This window comes from Luteimonas mephitis DSM 12574 (genome assembly GCF_000422305.1).
Classification (GTDB): Bacteria; Pseudomonadota; Gammaproteobacteria; order Xanthomonadales; family Xanthomonadaceae; genus Luteimonas; species Luteimonas mephitis.
This window is the reverse complement of the sequence record NZ_KE383817.1, coordinates 114,064-130,486: the sequence shown is the minus strand read 5'-3', so window position 1 is coordinate 130,486 and position 16,423 is coordinate 114,064. Positions and strand designations below refer to the sequence as shown.

The following is a 16,423-nucleotide window of genomic DNA, read 5'->3' as shown; positions in this document are numbered from 1 at the left end:
CCGACTCCCGACTCCCGACTCCCGGCCGCCCCATGCCTATCGAAATCGAACGCAAGTTTCTCGTCACCAACGACTCCTGGCGCACGCATGCGCACAGGGTCGTGCCGATGGCGCAGGGTTACATCAACGACCAGGCGGCGATGGACAGCGGTGCGCCGCGCGCGTCGGTGCGGGTCCGCATCGCCGGCGACGAAGCGTTCCTGAACCTGAAGTCGCGCGAGGCCGGCCACACCCGCCAGGAGTTCGACTACCCGATCCCGGTAGCCGACGGACGCGCGCTGCTGGCGCTGTGCGTGGGTGGCATCGTCGAGAAGCGCCGGCACCACGTCCGGCATGCCGGGCACCTGTGGGAGGTGGATGAATTCCTCGGCGAGAACGCCGGCCTCGTGGTGGCCGAGATCGAACTCGGGGCCGCCGACGAGCGCTTCGAGCATCCGTCGTGGCTGGGCGCGGAAGTCACCGATGAGATCCGCTACTACAACCTCGCGCTTGCCTCGCACCCGTTCGCGCGCTGGTGACCGCCGGGACGGCCGGGTTTGCCCCGGCTCCGCGGCCTTCGCCAAGGCATGCGGGAGTCCGGGCGTGACGTGCGAGGGGCAAGCGTCCGTTGCGATGACGGATCGAGGCTTGAAACCCGTGCTGCCGGAGGGTGGCTTCCTCGCCAGGCGGCGGGCCCAACTCCGCCCTACACCCGTCACGCGGACTGCGCGACAATGCCGTTCGTCATCGTTCGAGGTCCACCCCACATGCTCGTGATCGGCATCGCCGGCACCGAACTCAATGCCCGGGAACGCGACTGGCTGCAGCACGATGCCTGCGCCGGCGTGATCCTGTTCCAGCGCAACTTCTCCTCGAAGACGCAGGTGGCGGAGCTGTCCGCCGCGATCCGCGAAGCCGCGCCGCGGCCGCAGCTGCTCTGCGTCGACCAGGAAGGCGGGCGCGTGCAGCGCTTCCGCGAGGGCTACAGCGCGCTGCCGCCGCTGGAGACGTTCGGGAAGCAGTACGCCGCCGATCCTGCCGCAGCACTCGAAAGCGCGCAGGAACATGCCTGGGTGATGGCCAGCGAGGTGCGCGCCAGCGGCATCGACCTGAGCTTCGCGCCGGTGGTGGACCTTGGGCGCGGCAACCTCGCCATCGGCGATCGCGCGTTCTCGGACGACCCGCATGTGGTCGCCGAGTTCACCCGCGCCTACATCCGCGGCATGCACGCCGCGGGCATGGCGGCCACGATCAAGCACTTTCCCGGCCACGGCACGGTGCGCGAGGACACCCACTTCGACAACGCCACCGACAACCGCACGCTCGACGAGATGCGGGCGGCCGACCTGATCCCCTTCGCCGCCGGTATCGAGGCAGGCGCGGACGCGGTGATGCTCGCCCACATCACCTATCCGCAGGTGGCGCCGGAACCGGCCGGGTATTCGCGGACCTGGATCGGGGACATCCTGCGCGCCGGCATGGGCTTCCGCGGCGTGGTGTTTTCCGACGACATCGGCATGGCCGCGGCGTTTTCCGCGGGCGGCGTGAAGGCGCGCGTCGATGCGCACCTGGATGCCGGTTGCGACGTGGTGCTGGTCTGCCATCCGGAGCTGGTGGACGAATCGCTGGCCGCGGTGCAGGGCCGGAAGCTGAACACCATGGCGCTGGCCGGGCTGATCGGCCGCGGTGCGCTGGGCTGGGATGGATTGCTGGCGGATGCGCGCTATTCGCAGTCGCAGTCGCGTTTCGGGAGCATTGCATGAGTACGCCGCGGCTGGCCGACGTGCTCGGCGACGCCGACGTCATCCACGACCGCGCGACGCTGGAGGCCGCGATCGGTCGGATGGCCGACGCGATCCGCGGCGACTACACCGACGCCGAGCCGCCGCCGCTGTTCGTCACCATCATGCACGGCGGCATGCCGTTCGCCGCGCAGCTGGCGTTCGCGCTCGGCGAGCGCGGGCTCGACGTCGAGTTCGACTACCTGCACGCCACCCGCTACCGCGGCAACACCTCGGGGTCGGGACTGGCATGGCTGCATCGCCCGGCCACGCCGATGTCGGGCCGGCGCGTGCTGCTGGTCGACGACATCCTCGACGAGGGGCACACGTTGAAGGCCGTGGGACGCTGGTGCGAGGACCAGGGCGCGGCCGAGGTGCGCGTGGCGGTGCTGGCGGTGAAGGTGCACGACCGCTGCGTCGATGGCGCCAGCGCCGACTACATCGGGGTCGAGGTCCCGGACCGCTACGTGTTCGGCTACGGCATGGATTTCCACGAACAGGGCCGCAACCTGCCGGCGATCTACGCACTGGCGGAGTGACCGCTTCGGCGGGGTGGAAGAAAAGGCTCTTCTCCCGTCCGAGGTAACTGGTGAGCGTCAGCGGGCTTCCTGGCCCGGGCCGAGCTGTCGCAGCGCGGGTGCGAATGTCCTTCGGGGCAAAATAAAGGAGGAGGCGTTGGCCGCAGGCCGACGCCGGGGGACATTTGCCCCCCAAGGGCATTCGTACCCGGCGCCCAGCTATTCGCGGATGCGGGCCTTCAGCCCAGTCGGGAGAAGAATCAAAGAAAAGGCCGCGATATCGCGGCCTTTTCCACTGCAGCATGCGCGGCGGCGATTACGCCAGGCCGGCCTGCTTCATCACTTCGGCGGCGTAGTCCTCGACCACCTTCTCGATGCCCTCGCCAACGGCCAGGCGCTGGAAGCCGACCACTTCGGCGCCGGCGGCCTTGAGCACGGCCTCGACCTTCTGGTTGGTGTCGAGCACGTAGTCCTGGCCGTAAAGCGTGACCTCGTTGACGATCTTGGCGATCTTGCCGCCGATGATCTTTTCCAGGATCTCGGCCGGCTTGGCGCGGTCCTTCTCGGACATCTTGGCCAGTTCGATTTCCTTTTCCTTGGCGACGAAGTCGGCCGGGACGTCGGACGCCTTGACGTGCGGCGGGTTCATCGCCGCGACGTGCATCGCCAGGCCGCGGGCCAGTTCGGCGTCGCCGCCCTTGACCTCGACCAGCACGCCGATGCGGCCGCCGTGCACGTAAGCGGCGACGTTGTTGGCGCTGTCGATGCGGGCCATGCGGCGCACCTGCACGTTCTCGCCGACCTTGGCGATCAGCTCGGCGCGGGTTTCCTCGACGGTCTTGCCGTTGATGCTGGCGGACTTCAGCGCGTCGATGTCGGCGGCGCCCAGCGCTGCATCGGCGACGGCTTCGGTGAAGGCGACGAAGTTGGTGTCCTTGGCGACGAAGTCCGTCTCGGAGTTGATCTCGACCAGGACCGCCTTGCCGGCTTCCTGTGCCATCGCGACGCGGCCTTCGGCGGCAACGCGGCCGGCCTTCTTGTCGGCCTTGGCCAGGCCGGACTTGCGCAGCGCTTCGGCCGCGGCATCGACGTCGCCGTTGCTTTCGGTGAGCGCCTTCTTGCACTCCATCATGCCGGCGCCGGTGCGCTCGCGCAGTTCCTTGACCAGGGATGCGGTGATTTCAGCCATGGGTAAAACCTCTGAAGATAAACGGGTGTCGCAGGAGCGCCCCATGGACGCGATGCCCTTCGCGGGCAAGCCTGGTCGCGCCCATGGGGCGCTCCTGCGGGGGAGGGCAGCCGCGCACCTTGGCGCGGCTGCATGACCGCCGGATTACTCGGCGGCCGGGGTGGCGTCTGCAGCCGGGGCTTCGGCAGCGGCCGGCGCTTCGGCAGCGCCGTCGTCCTTGGCCGAGGCGCGCTTGGCCGGGGCCTTCTTCGCCGGCGCGCGGCGGGCGGGCTTGTCGCCATCGGCTTCGGCGAACTCTTCCTCGCGCACGCTGGCGACGTTCGGCGCGGCGGCCTTGCCTTCCAGCACCGCGTCGGCGGCGGCGGCGGCATACAGCTGCACGGCGCGGATGGCGTCGTCGTTGCCCGGGATCGGGTAGTCGACCAGGGCCGGGTCGTAGTTGGTGTCGACCACGGCGATCACCGGGATACCGAGCTTCTTGGCTTCCTTGATGGCGATGTCTTCATGGCCGATGTCGATGACGAACAGCGCGTCGGGCAGGCGGTTCATTTCCTTGATGCCGCCGAGCGAGGCCAGCAGCTTTTCGCGCTCGCGGCGCAGGCCCAGCACTTCGTGCTTGACCAGCTTGTCGAAGCTGCCGTCGGTTTCGCCGGCTTCCAGCGTCTTCAGGCGCGACACCGACTGCTTGACGGTGCGGAAGTTGGTCAGCGTGCCGCCCAGCCAGCGCTGGGTCATGTACGGCATGCCGCAACGCTCGGCTTCTTCCTTGATCGCGTCGCGCGCGCTGCGCTTGGTGCCGACGAACAGGATCATGCCGCGCTTCTGGGCGATGCCGGAGATGAAGTTCATCGCATCGCCGAACAGCGGCATGGTCTTTTCGAGGTTGATGATGTGGATCTTGCCGCGGGCGCCGAAGATGTACGGCGACATCTTGGGGTTCCAGTAGCGGGTCTGGTGGCCGAAGTGGACGCCGGCTTCCAGCATCTGGCGCATGGTGATCTGGGGCATTGCTGGTGACTCCTGATGGGGAACCGGCCGCCGGATGGGTGGGGCGGCTCGCGTTCACGGCCCGCAAGGGCAGCTCGGCGAAAGGTTCCGGGGTTGGGCCTCCCCGCTGCCTCCGTGTCCGAACCCGGCTTCCATCGGCTGGAAGACAGGCACCCCGGCACGGGTGTTTGCAGCGGGTGTGGATTCGACGGTGACGCCCGTCGTGGGCGATCTCCCGGAATGGCTCCGGGGAACCGCGGAATTGTAGCCGGAACAGGGGCCTGCGTAAACCAGCGCCCTTCCGTGAGCGCGCAAGGCGGGGGGCGGCATGGCCGTCCACGCCTCGAACGGGCCGGGAACCAGGGTAGAGGCGCCCACGCGGCAGCCGGGAGCCGCAATCGGCGATAATCGCGGCATGAGCATCCACCTGAAAACCCCCGCCGAGATCGAGAAGATGCGCGAGGCCGGCCGGCTGGCCGCCGAGGTCCTGCAGATGGTCGCCCCGCACGTGAAGCCGGGCGTGACCACCGAGGAGCTGGACCGCATCTGCCACGAACACATCGTCAACGTGCAGCAGGCGACTCCGGCCAACGTCGGTTACAGGGGCTATCCCAAGGCGACCTGCATCTCGGTCAACAACGTCATCTGCCACGGCATCCCGAGCGAATCGAAGGTGCTCAAGGACGGCGACATCGTGAACATCGATGTCACCGTCATCAAGGACGGCTGGCACGGCGACACGAGCCGCATGTACTTCGCCGGCACGCCCTCGGTGATGGCGCGGCGGCTGGTGGACACGACGTTCGAGGCGATGTGGCGCGGCATCCGCGCGGTGAAGCCGGGCGCCACGCTGGGCGACGTCGGCCACGCGATCCAGCAGTACGCCGAAGGCGAGCGCTTCTCGGTGGTGCGCGAGTACTGCGGCCACGGCATCGGCAAGGTCTACCACGACGAGCCGCAGGTGCTGCACTACGGCCGCCCCGGCGACGGGCTGGTGCTGCAGCCGGGCATGACCTTCACGATCGAACCGATGATCAACGAAGGCACGCGCCATACCCGCGTGCTGCCGGACGGCTGGACCGTGGTCACCAAGGATCGCAAGCTGTCGGCGCAGTGGGAGCACATGATCGCCGTGACCGACACCGGCGTGGACGTGCTCACGTTGGGGCCGGGCGACGACGCCGGGCAGTGACGTGAGCCACGCCGCTCCCACCGACGCGGCGGCCCCTGCAGGCGCGAACGACGAGGCGGCCTGGCTGCAGCTTGCCCGCGACACCCTCGCGCAGGCCGACGCCGAGCTGGCGGCGCGCTTCGACCGCGGCGAGAGCGTCGACCGCCTGGTCGCGTCGCGCGCGCGAACCGTCGACGGACTGATCCGGGACGCCTGGTCGCGCTGCATTCCGGGCGAGGCGAAGCTGGCGCTGTTCGCGGTCGGCGGATACGGTCGCGGCGAGTTGTTCCCGCATTCGGACATCGATCTGCTGGTGCTGGCGGACGAGGCCGGGCAGCAGGCCAACGTCGAGGCGCTCGCTTGTTTCTTCGCGCTGCTGTGGGACATCGGCCTGCAGGCCAGCCACGCGGTGCGCTCGCCGGCGCAGTGCACGCACGCAGCGGCCGACCCGACGGTGCTGACCGCGCTGCTCGAGGCGCGACCCCTGGTCGCCGATATCGCCGACCGCAGCGCGCTGGAGGCGTCGATCGCGCCGGGCAAGGTCTGGCCGGCGCGCGATTACTTCCTCGCCAAGGCGCAGGAGCAGCGCCAGCGACACGCACGCTTCGGCGACACCTCGGACAACCTGGAGCCCAATCTCAAGGACGGCCCCGGCGGATTGCGCGACCTGCACACGCTGGGCTGGATGGCGCTGCGCAGCTTCGGCGTGCGCGAACTCGATGCGCTGGTGGGGCTGGGCCACGTCGGCGCCGACGAGGCCGCGGCGCTCGAGCGCGAGCGCGAAGCGCTCGGCCGCCTGCGTTTCGGCCTGCACCTGGTGGCAGGGCGCAGCGAGGAGCGGCTGCGCTTCGATTACCAGAAAACCCTCGCCGCGCACCTGGGATACGCCGACGACGCCCGCAACCTGGGCGTCGAGCAGATGATGCAGGGCTTCTATCGTTCCGCTGCGATCGTGCGCCGGATCAACGATCGCCTGCTGCAGCGCTTCGAGGAGCATTTCGACGGCACCGCCGTGCCCGAGCCGATCGATGCGCGCTTCGAACTGCGCCGCGGCTACCTGGCCGCGCGCGACCCGGATTGGCCGCACGGCGATGCCGCGCAGGTGTTCGAACTGTTCGCCACCTGGGCGTCGCAACCCGATGCGCGCGGCCTGCATTCGCAGACCGCACGCGGGCTGGCAGAGGCGCTGGACGTGGTGCCGGCGTACACCGCGGCGGCCCCGGCGCTGCGCGACCGCTTCATGGGCCTGCTGCGCGGCGAGCGGCCGGTGCCGACGCTCGAGCGCATGGCGCGGCTGGGCGTGCTGGGCCGCTGGATTCCGGCGTTCGCCCAGGTCTCCGGGCGCATGCAGTTCGACCTGTTCCACGTCTACACCGTCGACCAGCACACGCTGGCGGTGCTGCGCAACCTCGCCGCGTTCGGCAGTGAAACCCCCGACGAGCGCTTCTCGATGGCGCATGAAGTGTGGCCGACGCTGCGCAAGCCCGAGCTGCTGCTGCTGGCCGGACTGTTCCACGACATCGCCAAGGGCCGCGGCGGCGATCACTCCGAAGTCGGCGCCGAGGATGCGCAGCTGTTCTGCGCCGCGCACGCGCTGTCGGGCAGCGACACCGCGCTGGTGGCCTGGCTGGTGCGCAAGCACCTGCTGATGTCGATCACCGCGCAGAAGCAGGACATTTCCGATCCCGCGGTGATCCATCGCTTCGCCACCCAGGTCGCCGATCGGGAGCGGCTGGACTACCTGTACCTGCTGACCTGCGCCGACATCGCGGGTACTTCGCCGAAGCTGTGGAACGCATGGAAGGATCGCCTGCTTGCCGACCTGCGCACGTCCACGCGGCTGGCGCTGCGGCAGGGCCTGGAGCATCCGGTGGCGGCGATCGAGCACATCGCCGAGACGCGTGCCGCGGTGCGCGGTTTGCTGTCAGCGCGCGGCATCGACGACGACGAGGCCAGCACGCTGTTCCTGCGGTTCCCCGAGTACAGCTTTCTGCGCGCGCGGCCCGACCAGATCGCCTGGCAGGCGCTGGCGCTGCGCGACAGCGCGCCGGGGCAGGTGGTGGTGGCGGTGCGTTCGCTGGCCGCCGGCGACCATGCGATGGAAGTGTTCGTGCATTCGCCAGACCGCGACGGCCTGTTCGCCGCGATCGTGATCAGCCTCGACCGGCTCGGTCTCGAAATCCAGCAGGCGCGCGCGCTCGACGGCCCCGGCGCGACGATCTTCGACAGCTTCCAGGTCCTGCCCGGCGACACCCGCCAGCCGCCATCGGTCACCGACATCGAGCGCCGCCTGGCCGCGGCGCTGTCCGGCCCGCTCGAAAACATCCACCCGGCGCGCCGGGCCCAGCCGCGCCACCTGCGGCATTTCCGCATCGCCCCGCGCATCCAGTTCGACGACGGCGCCGAAGGTGACCAGACCGTGCTCAGCCTGGTCTGCACCGACCGCCCCGGCTTGCTGGCCGATATCGCGCACGTGCTGCGCGCCCGCCACCTGCGGGTGCTGGATGCACGCATCGCCACGTTCGGCGAGCGTGCCGAAGACGTGTTCCGCATCAGCGAACCTGACAACACCGCACTGAACCCCGACAGCCGCGCCGCACTGCGCGACGCGCTGCTGTCGCGCATCGATGGAGAAGCAACGCCATGAGTCCGCCCAAGAAGGCCGCAAGCAAGAAGACCGCCAAGAAGGTTGCGAGGCCGGTGGCGAAGAAAGCAGCGCCAAAGCACTCGCCCAACGACGAACTCAAGTTCATGGTCGACAGCGCGTGGGAGCGGCGCTCGATGCTGACGCCGGAGGAGATGGAAGGCTCGACGCGGCCGGCGGTGGAACGGGTGATCGAGGGCCTGGAGAGCGGCGAGTTCCGCGTCGCCGAACCCGACGGCCACGGCGGCTGGACGGTCAACGAGTGGCTGAAGAAGGCCGTGCTGCTGTATTTCCGCGTCCAGGACATGGAGCTGGGCGAATCCTACCCGGCCCCGTTCTGGGACAAGATCCCGCTGCGCTTCGAGGATTTCGACGAGGCGAAGTTTCGCAAGCTTGGCGCGCGCGTGCTGCCGGGCGTGATCGCGCGCTGCGGCAGCTACATCGGCAGGGACGTGGTGCTGATGCCGTCGTTCGTCAACATCGGCGCGCACATCGGCGCCGGGACGATGGTCGACACCTGGGCCACGGTGGGTTCGTGCGCGCAGGTCGGCAAGCATTGCCACATCTCCGGAGGGGCGGGCGTCGGCGGCGTGCTGGAACCGCTGCAGGCGGCGCCGACGATCATCGAGGACCACTGCTTCATCGGCGCGCGTTCGGAAGTGGTGGAAGGCGTGATCGTCGGCCACCACAGCGTGATCGGCATGGGCGTGTTCATCGGCCAGTCGACGCGCATCTACAATCGCGCCACCGGCGAGATCAGCTACGGCGTGGTGCCGCCGGGCAGCGTGGTGGTGTCGGGTTCGCTGCCGGCGAAGGACGGCTCGCATTCGCTGTACTGCGCGGTGATCGTCAAGCAGGTCGATGCCAGGACGCGGGCCAAGACTTCGATCAACGAACTGCTGCGCGGACTGGCGGATTGATCCCGTGCGGCCCGGCAGGAAACGTGGAATGGCATGCAGCTGATCTCATCCAGGCAGGCCTTCTTCCCGTGCGCAAGCCCGGCAGGTTCGGAAGCGAGGTCGTCTTCACGCCGGAATCCGGCATCCAGCCCAACCCATTGGCCCGCAACAACGTGGCCGGGGACTTGATCGTCCGCGCCGACCGGGCCCGCAACGAGGCATCATCAAGCCCATGACCACGATCTACGGATTGAACAACTGCGATACCTGCAGGAAGGCGCGCAAGTGGCTCGACCGCTTTGGCATTGCCCACGCCTTCGTCGATTATCGCGAGCACAAGCCCGCACCCGGGACGCTGGTGGAGTGGGCGCGACAGGCCGGCGGCTTCGAAACGCTGATCAACAAGTCATCGACCACCTGGCGGCAGTTGCCGGACAACCGCAAGGGCGCGGCTTCGGATGCGGAATGGAAGCTTCTGCTGCGCGAGTACCCGCAGCTGATCCGTCGCCCGGTGGTGGTCACCGACGACGGCGTGTTGACACAAGGCTTCAGCGACAACGGCTTCAAGAAGCGCTTCGGCGTTTGATTTCTTGCGCGCGCGCGGAAAAAGATGACGCCATGCCTCCCGTGAACCTCCTCGAACCATGACCGAAGTCCTGCAACTCGCCAAAGACCTGATTGCCCGTCCATCCGTCACCCCTGAGGACGCCGGTTGCCAGGCGCTGATCGCCGATCGCCTCGGCAAGGCGGGTTTTTCCTGCGAGCACCTGCGCTTTGGCGAAGTCGACAACCTGTGGGCGACGCACGGCAGGGGCGGTCCGGTACTGGTGCTGCTGGGCCACACCGACGTGGTGCCGCCCGGGCCCGTCGAAGCCTGGAGCAGCGATCCGTTCATGCCCGAAGTGCGCGATGGCGTGCTGTACGGCCGCGGCGCGGCGGACATGAAAAGCGGCGTCGCCGCGTTCGTGGTGGCGCTGGAACGTTTCGTGGCCGCGCATCCCGGCCACCCCGGCACGGTCGCGCTGCTGCTGACGTCGGATGAAGAGGGCGCGGCCATCGATGGCGTGCGCCGCGTCGCGCAGCTGTTCCGCGAGCGCGGGCAGCGCATCGACTGGTGCATCACCGGCGAGCCGTCATCGCAGGCGAAGCTGGGCGACCTGCTGCGCGTGGGTCGCCGCGGTTCGCTCTCCGCGACGCTCACGGTGCGCGGCGTGCAGGGCCACGTGGCGTATCCGGAGAAGGCGCGCAACCCGATCCACCATGCGTTGCCCGCCTTGGCCGAGCTGGCCGCGAAGTCGTGGGACGGCGGCTACGAGACGTTTCCGCCCACCAGCCTGCAGGTCAGCGACATCCATGCCGGAACCGGCGCCAACAACGTCATTCCGGGCAGCATGGAGGTGCTGTTCAACCTGCGCTACAACCCGCACTGGACGGCGCCGCGGCTGGAGGCGGAAATCGAGGCGCTGTTCGAACGCCACGGCCTCGACTTCGCGCTGTCGTGGCATCGCAGCGGCGAACCGTTCTTCACCCCCGAAGGCCCGCTGCGCAGTGCGGCGCGCGACGTGTTGGCGGCCTTTGCCGGCACCGCGCCGGAGGAAAGCACCGGCGGCGGCACCTCCGATGCCCGCTTCATCGCGCCGCTGGGCGCGCAATGCATCGAGATCGGCCCGGTCAACGCCAGCATCCACAAGGTTGACGAGCACGTGCGCGTGGCCGATCTCGAAGCGCTGCCGGCGCTGTACCTGGCGCTGATTGAACGCCTGCTTCTGCAGGGACACCTTGTGGGCGCGATCCCCGAGAACCGCTCACACGGGGCGAATCCCGGATAAGGCAAACGGATGCAAGGCGGCGTTCGCCTCGCATCCGTCGGCTTGATCCGCGGCCTGGCTTGCGGATGTGGTTGCCCGGCGCTCTGCGGACACGACAACGGCCACCCGGTCACGCGGTGGCCGTTGGACCCGGCACGCCAGCCGGTCAGGGCTTGCCGTGGCCCTTGCTCTTGCCCTGTCCCTTGCCGCCCTTGCCGTTGCCACTGTTGCCCTTGCCCTTGTTGCCCTTGCCCTTGTTGCCGTGGCCGTTGCCGCCATGGCCGTGGCCGGCATCCGGGCGCGACCAGTCGACGCGTACCGGCCGGTCAATCACGATCGTCTCGCCCCAGTGGCCGTATGTGTCCACCTGCCCGCGCTTGAGGGCATGGAACGCCGCGGACCCGGGCTTGATGCCCATGCGCTTGGCCACCGCACCCCAGCCCTGGCCAGGGTGGCGGTCGTACTCGTGGACAACGTCGATGCAGGGAATGCCCAGTGCGCGCGCGATGGCGCAGGCGTAGTAGACATCGGCGGGCGCCCAGCCACGCTCATCGAGCAGTTCGAGCAGCAGCGGGCGCGGCGCGCCGTAGTAGCCGGCCATCTCGTCGAGGAAGGGGCCGCGATGGCGCCTGCCGTAGTCGTCGATCTCGCCCAGGCGCGTATCGACCCAGAGGTCGCCAGTGCGCACGTTGTAGCCAACGGTCTGCGCAGGCGAGGAAATGCTCGCAAGCCCGATGCCGAGGCCGAGCGCCAGTGCAAGTGCGTGCAATCCGTGGTTCCTGATCATGTCGTTCGCTCCCTTGGCTGGATGGCAGCCAGTGTGGAGGCCGCTGCTGAACCGGTAATGATTTCGGCGAGCAGCCCGATAACGGGTTCAGGTTGGTGCCAAGTGCCGCGCGAGGCTTGACCTCGTGGCCGATGGTGGCTAGTTTCTGCACCATGCTCCGCCGTCCCGCCGCCGCCCGCAACGCCTTCAACCGCAACAATCGCGGTTCGAACAATCGCGCGCGCAATCCGCGGGCGGGCGACCGGGCAGGCCACTAGCAACACCTCCAGCCAGTCATCCCGAAACCCGCGCCCGGCGCGGGTTTTTCGTTTCCGCGCAGGGCGCTCCCATCGCCGGCTGTCACCGGCACAAGGAGTCGTCCATGTGTTCCATCCTCGCTGCATTCGACCTGCGGCCCGGTGCCGACCTGCTGCCGCTGCGTCCGCTCGCGCTGTCGCTCTCGGCGCGCCAGCGCCATCGTGGTCCCGACTGGAGCGGCGTTCACGCCAGTCGCCGCGCGCTGCTGGTGCACGAGCGCCTGGCCATCGTGGATCCGGCAGGTGGCGCGCAGCCCATCCGCTCCGCCGACGGCACGCTGGTACTCGCGGTCAACGGCGAGATCTACAACCACCGCGAGCTGGAGCAGTCGCTTCCCGGCGATTACGTTTTCCAGAGTGGCTCCGACTGCGAGGTGATCAACGCTCTGTACGCGCAGGGCGCCGATCCAGGCGCGTGGCTGGACAGGCTCAACGGCATTTTCGCGTTCGCGCTGTGGGACGAAGCGCGCGGGCGCGCGGTGATCGCGCGCGACCCGATCGGCGTATGTCCGCTGTACTGGGGCCACGATGGTGACGGCCGGCTTTGGGTGGCTTCGGAAATGAAAGCGCTGGTGCGGGTGTGCGACGACGTGGCGCAGTTTCCGCCCGGCCACTGGTATGACAGCGAAACCGGGCAGTTGCACCGCTACTACCGCAGGCCCTGGCGCGAGCACGACGCGACGCTCGGCGTGAACGTGTCGCCACGGGAGCTGCGCGAGGCTTTCGAGCGCGCCGTGCATCGCCAGCTGATGAGCGACGTGCCCTACGGCGTGCTGCTGTCGGGCGGGCTGGACTCGTCGCTGGTCGCTGCCTGCGCCGCGCGTTTCGCGCGCAAGCGCATCGAGGACGACGATGGCTCGGAAGCCTGGTGGCCGCGGCTGCATTCGTTCGCGATCGGCCTGGCAGGCTCTCCCGACCTGGCCGCGGCCCAGGTGGCCGCCGATGCGCTGGGCACCGTGCACCACGGTTTCACCTACACGATCGAGGAAGGCATCGACGCGCTGCCGGACGTGATCCGCCATGTCGAAAGCTTCGATGTCACCACGGTGCGCGCGTCCACGCCGATGTTCCTGCTGGCGCGCCGGATCAAGGCGATGGGCGTGAAGATGGTGCTGTCGGGCGAGGGCAGCGACGAGATCTTCGGCGGCTACCTGTACTTCCACAAGGCGCCCGACGCGCGTGCGTTCCACGAGGAAACGGTGCGCAAGCTCGACGCGCTGCACCAGTACGACTGCCTGCGTGCGAACAAGTCGATGATGGCCTGGGGCGTGGAGGCGAGGGTGCCTTTCCTGGATGTCGAGTTCCTCGACGTGGCGATGCGCATGGACGCGCGCCACAAGATGGTGTCGACACGCGCCGACGGTACCCGGCGGATCGAGAAGGCGGTGCTGCGAGAGGCGTTCGCCGGCGAGCTGCCCGACGAAATCCTGTGGCGACAGAAGGAGCAGTTCAGCGATGGCGTCGGCTACGGCTGGATCGACGGGCTCAGGGCGCATGCGGAAGCGCAGGTCGGCGACGCCGAGCTGGCCGCTGCTGCGCAACGCTTTCCGATCCATCCGCCGCGGACGAAGGAGGCGTACTGGTATCGCAGTGTGTTCGAGGACGCTTTCCCCGGCGACGCCTGTGCACGGACGGTGCCAGGCGGGAAATCAATCGCATGTTCCTCGCCCGCGGCGATTGCCTGGGATGCGGCATTTGCGAATGCCGCCGATCCGTCCGGGCGCGCGGTGGCAGGCGTGCACCACGCAGCGCTGCAAGCGGGAGCATGCGACGAGGACGCCTGTGGTGCGCAGCCTCGACCTACGGCTTCAGGGTGAGGCTGTGCTCGGTCTTGCCCGGCAGGAACGGCGTCGGCCGCCCGTGCACCCAGTCCTCGTGGCCCGCCCCCCAGAACGGTGACAGCGGATGGCCGCTCTGGCCGCCGGGCATGTGGATGATGCCGTCGGCCTCGTGGCCGGGCGCGACCACCATGCGTTCGGAGGCGCCGAATGCGGGCGCGGTGACGCGCGGCATGTTGCCGTCGCCGTCGAGCCGGTCGGGCGGCATGCACAGCAGGCGCTGGCCGAATACCGGGATTGCCGATGCCAGCGGATGGCAGATGTGCGCGGTGTTGCGCTCGCCCCAGGTGCGTTCGGCAAGCGGGCCGGCCGCAGACAGGCTTCCATGCACTTCGCGCGCCGCGTCCTCCAGCAGCGCATCCCAGCTCGCGAACCTGCGCGGCAGCAGGTGCGCGGGCCGCTGCTGCAGCAACGGCCACGCCACGCCCTCGATCTGCGCCAGCTTAGGCATCTCGAACCCGTCGGCCAGTGCGGCCAGCGCCGGTGCGGCCAGCCCGTCCTCGACGCGCGCGATCACGGCAAGCCGCCAGTCGCGGACGATGCGATAACTGACTGAATCGGCGCGTGCGCGGTCGGGTTGGCGTGTCGATGCAGCGGCCAGTGCGGACAGTGCCGGCAAATTCGAGCGCCCGGCTTCGTCACGCAGCAGTTGCCACCAGCGCTGCAGGAACAGCGCGCGGTCGTCGAGCTGGATCGCCAGCAGGTTGCGTTCGCTGAAGCGCTGCCTGGCGAACAGGTCGTCGCGGACCTGCGCGGCGCGGGCACCGAGGTCGTAGCCGCCGTCGCCGATGCGCAGCAGGTCGCCGTCGCCGATGACGCGGGCATTGGCCGTCCACAGCCGGTTGTGAGCGGGATTGGCGAGCAGGGGCGAAGCCGCCGTGGTGATGCGCCATGGGCGGCATTCGCCGGTCGCCTGCGTCGTGGCCGGTTCGGTCGGTGCATCCGCACCCTCGACCAGTCGTTGCGCCGAGCAGGTGCCGGTGCGTTCCGGCAGCGGGCCGAGCAAGCGCCAGGCGATGTGCCCGCTGCTGTCGGCGATCAGCATGTTCTGGGTCGGGATCGCCGCGCTGTCGGCGGCGCGCAGCGCAGCGGCGAGGTTGCCGGCGCGCGCCACGTCGGACAGCCCGAGGTTGAGCGCGCCGGGCAGGTGCGCGGTCCAGCGCAGGGCGAGCGCGCTTCCGTCCGGCTCGCGTTCGAGGATCGGGCCCCAGGCTGTGTCCTCGACGATGAGCGTGGCGGCGGCCATGCCCGCGACCTCGATCGACTCGCGATGGGTGGTAACCGGTGTGCAGGGCGTCGCCGCTTCGTGCCCGCGTGCGCAGGGAATGACGCGCTTCCAGTCGGTGGTGTCGACATAGCTGTTGGTGAATCCCCACGCCACGTGGCCGTTGCTGCCCACCACGACCGCCGGCAGCCCGGGCAGGGTGAAGCCCTGCACGTCGACCTTGCCGCCCGGCGCGCGCAGGTCCGGGTAGCGCAGGCGGGCGCGGAACCAGATCCCGGGTGCGCGCAGGCCCAGGTGCATGTCGTTGGCGATGATGGCGCGGCCGTCGCGCGTCACCATTCCGGAAACGGCGAAGCTGTTGCTGCCCCGATACAGGTCCGCCGCCACCGGCGGCCCACCGATGCCTTGCTGCCATGAAACGGGAGCGGATGCCGGCGTGAGGGCAGCGGTACGCGCATGACCCGCTTCGTGCCGGCTCGGCATCGGCAGCTTGCGAAGATCCACCTGCGCGGGTCCGGGCAGCGCGGCTTCGCCAACGGCGCCGCCTTCCAGCGGCGCGTCCCAGCGCGTGCCGTCATGGGCCAGCAGGGCATACAGCGCAGGCGGCAGGTGCTGGCGCAGCTTCCACAGCCCGAGCTCGCGGCTGCCATCGGCATCCTGCAGGTCGAAGTACATCGCATGGCCGGCCAGCACCGAGTCTTCCATGCGCCACGGCTCCGGCGATCGCCGCAGCAGCAGGTACGGCCAGGGGCGCGCCTGCAGCGCCACCAGGCCGGCATTGACGCCTTCGGTGTAGGCGCGCAGCGACGATGCCTGGTCACCGGCAATGCCGCCGATGTATTCCATCGCGCGCGTGCGCATGCGATGGACACGGTGCCGCTTGTCGAAATCCAGCGCGTCCGGTCCGAACAGCGCGGACAGCTCGCCCGCGGCGGTGCGCCGCATCAGGTCCATTTCGAAGTAGCGCTCCTGTGCGTGCACGTAGCCCAGCGCGCGCATGGCGTCGGCTTCGCTCCCCGCGTCGATGGTGGCCACGCCGAGGTGGTCGCGCTGGACGGTCACGGCCGCCGACAGGCCGGGCAGGGCGCTGTTGCCATCGAGCTTCGGCAGGCTGGCGCGCAACAGCAGCCAGCCCGCGAACAGGGCGAACGCCAGCAGCGCGACAACCAGCAAGGCGATGCGTTTGAGCCAGCGTGCCATGCAACTCCCCTGTCAATTCCCTGTAGGAGCGGCTTCAGCCGCGAGCACTCGGAGGCAGGCCAGAGGCTCGCCGGGCACCGAAGGCCACTTCGAATCATCAA

General features: G+C 69.1%; 13 protein-coding genes. 9 read left to right on the top strand and 4 right to left on the bottom strand.

Translation table 11 applies throughout. From position 1 onward, the window contains the following. Positions 1–32: 32 nt before the first annotated feature. The 3 genes from H570_RS0114300 to H570_RS0114290 all read left to right on the top strand — a co-directional run bounded on the left by H570_RS0114300 (position 33) and on the right by H570_RS0114290 (position 2,299). The gene (locus H570_RS0114300) at positions 33–518 is read left to right on the top strand and encodes a CYTH domain-containing protein (RefSeq protein WP_027081338.1); all 486 of its coding nucleotides are present in this window, start codon (positions 33–35) and stop codon (positions 516–518) included. A gap of 228 nt (positions 519–746) precedes the next feature. Continuing rightward, on the top strand, positions 747–1,742 hold the full coding sequence (gene nagZ, locus H570_RS0114295; RefSeq protein WP_027081337.1) for a beta-N-acetylhexosaminidase: 996 nt from the start codon (positions 747–749) through the stop codon (positions 1,740–1,742). Then, positions 1,739–2,299, top strand: a complete 561-nt coding sequence (locus H570_RS0114290) for a hypoxanthine-guanine phosphoribosyltransferase (RefSeq protein WP_027081336.1) — start codon at positions 1,739–1,741, stop codon at positions 2,297–2,299. The genes nagZ and H570_RS0114290 overlap by 4 nt, the downstream gene beginning before the upstream one ends. 295 nt (positions 2,300–2,594) lie before the next feature. On the opposite strand, the gene tsf is transcribed toward H570_RS0114290, so the two are convergent. Both tsf and rpsB read right to left on the bottom strand, forming a co-directional pair. After that, positions 2,595–3,467 (bottom strand): translation elongation factor Ts, encoded by an 873-nt coding sequence (gene tsf / locus H570_RS0114285; RefSeq protein WP_027081335.1) that lies wholly within the window; start codon positions 3,465–3,467, stop codon positions 2,595–2,597. 144 nt (positions 3,468–3,611) lie between these two features. Then, positions 3,612–4,475, bottom strand: a complete 864-nt coding sequence (gene rpsB / locus H570_RS0114280) for a 30S ribosomal protein S2 (RefSeq protein ID WP_027081334.1) — start codon at positions 4,473–4,475, stop codon at positions 3,612–3,614. A gap of 394 nt (positions 4,476–4,869) precedes the next feature. On the opposite strand from rpsB, the gene map reads away from it, so the two are divergent. The 5 genes from map to dapE all read left to right on the top strand — a co-directional run bounded on the left by map (position 4,870) and on the right by dapE (position 10,997). Beyond that, entirely contained in the window at positions 4,870–5,646 is a 777-nt protein-coding gene (gene map / locus H570_RS0114275; RefSeq protein WP_027081333.1) for a type I methionyl aminopeptidase, read from the top strand. Between the two features lies 1 nt (position 5,647). Next, complete coding sequence (gene glnD, locus H570_RS0114270; protein WP_027081332.1) at positions 5,648–8,272, top strand: [protein-PII] uridylyltransferase; 2,625 nt, start codon at positions 5,648–5,650, stop codon at positions 8,270–8,272. After that, a complete protein-coding gene (gene dapD / locus H570_RS17735; protein WP_036136439.1) occupies positions 8,269–9,189 on the top strand; it encodes a 2,3,4,5-tetrahydropyridine-2,6-dicarboxylate N-succinyltransferase in 921 nt (306 codons plus the stop codon). The genes glnD and dapD overlap by 4 nt, the downstream gene beginning before the upstream one ends. 211 nt (positions 9,190–9,400) lie before the next feature. Next, complete coding sequence (locus tag H570_RS0114260) at positions 9,401–9,754, top strand: arsenate reductase (RefSeq protein WP_027081331.1); 354 nt, start codon at positions 9,401–9,403, stop codon at positions 9,752–9,754. A gap of 58 nt (positions 9,755–9,812) precedes the next feature. Further along, positions 9,813–10,997: a succinyl-diaminopimelate desuccinylase gene (dapE, locus tag H570_RS17730; RefSeq protein WP_051176445.1), complete on the top strand. Its 1,185-nt coding sequence runs from the start codon at positions 9,813–9,815 to the stop codon at positions 10,995–10,997. Positions 10,998–11,142: 145 nt separating this feature from the next. On the opposite strand, the gene H570_RS18365 is transcribed toward dapE, so the two are convergent. Then, positions 11,143–11,763: a hypothetical protein gene (locus H570_RS18365; protein ID WP_051176444.1), complete on the bottom strand. Its 621-nt coding sequence runs from the start codon at positions 11,761–11,763 to the stop codon at positions 11,143–11,145. Between the two features lie 361 nt (positions 11,764–12,124). Here H570_RS18365 and asnB point away from each other — a divergent pair, with 361 nt between their 5' ends. Next, a complete protein-coding gene (asnB, locus tag H570_RS17720; RefSeq protein ID WP_051176443.1) occupies positions 12,125–13,876 on the top strand; it encodes an asparagine synthase B in 1,752 nt (583 codons plus the stop codon). On the opposite strand, the gene H570_RS0114235 is transcribed toward asnB, so the two are convergent. Further along, on the bottom strand, positions 13,860–16,322 hold the full coding sequence (locus H570_RS0114235; protein WP_027081330.1) for a penicillin acylase family protein: 2,463 nt from the start codon (positions 16,320–16,322) through the stop codon (positions 13,860–13,862). The two genes, asnB and H570_RS0114235, sit on opposite strands and share 17 nt — an antisense overlap. Positions 16,323–16,423 lie beyond the last annotated feature (101 nt).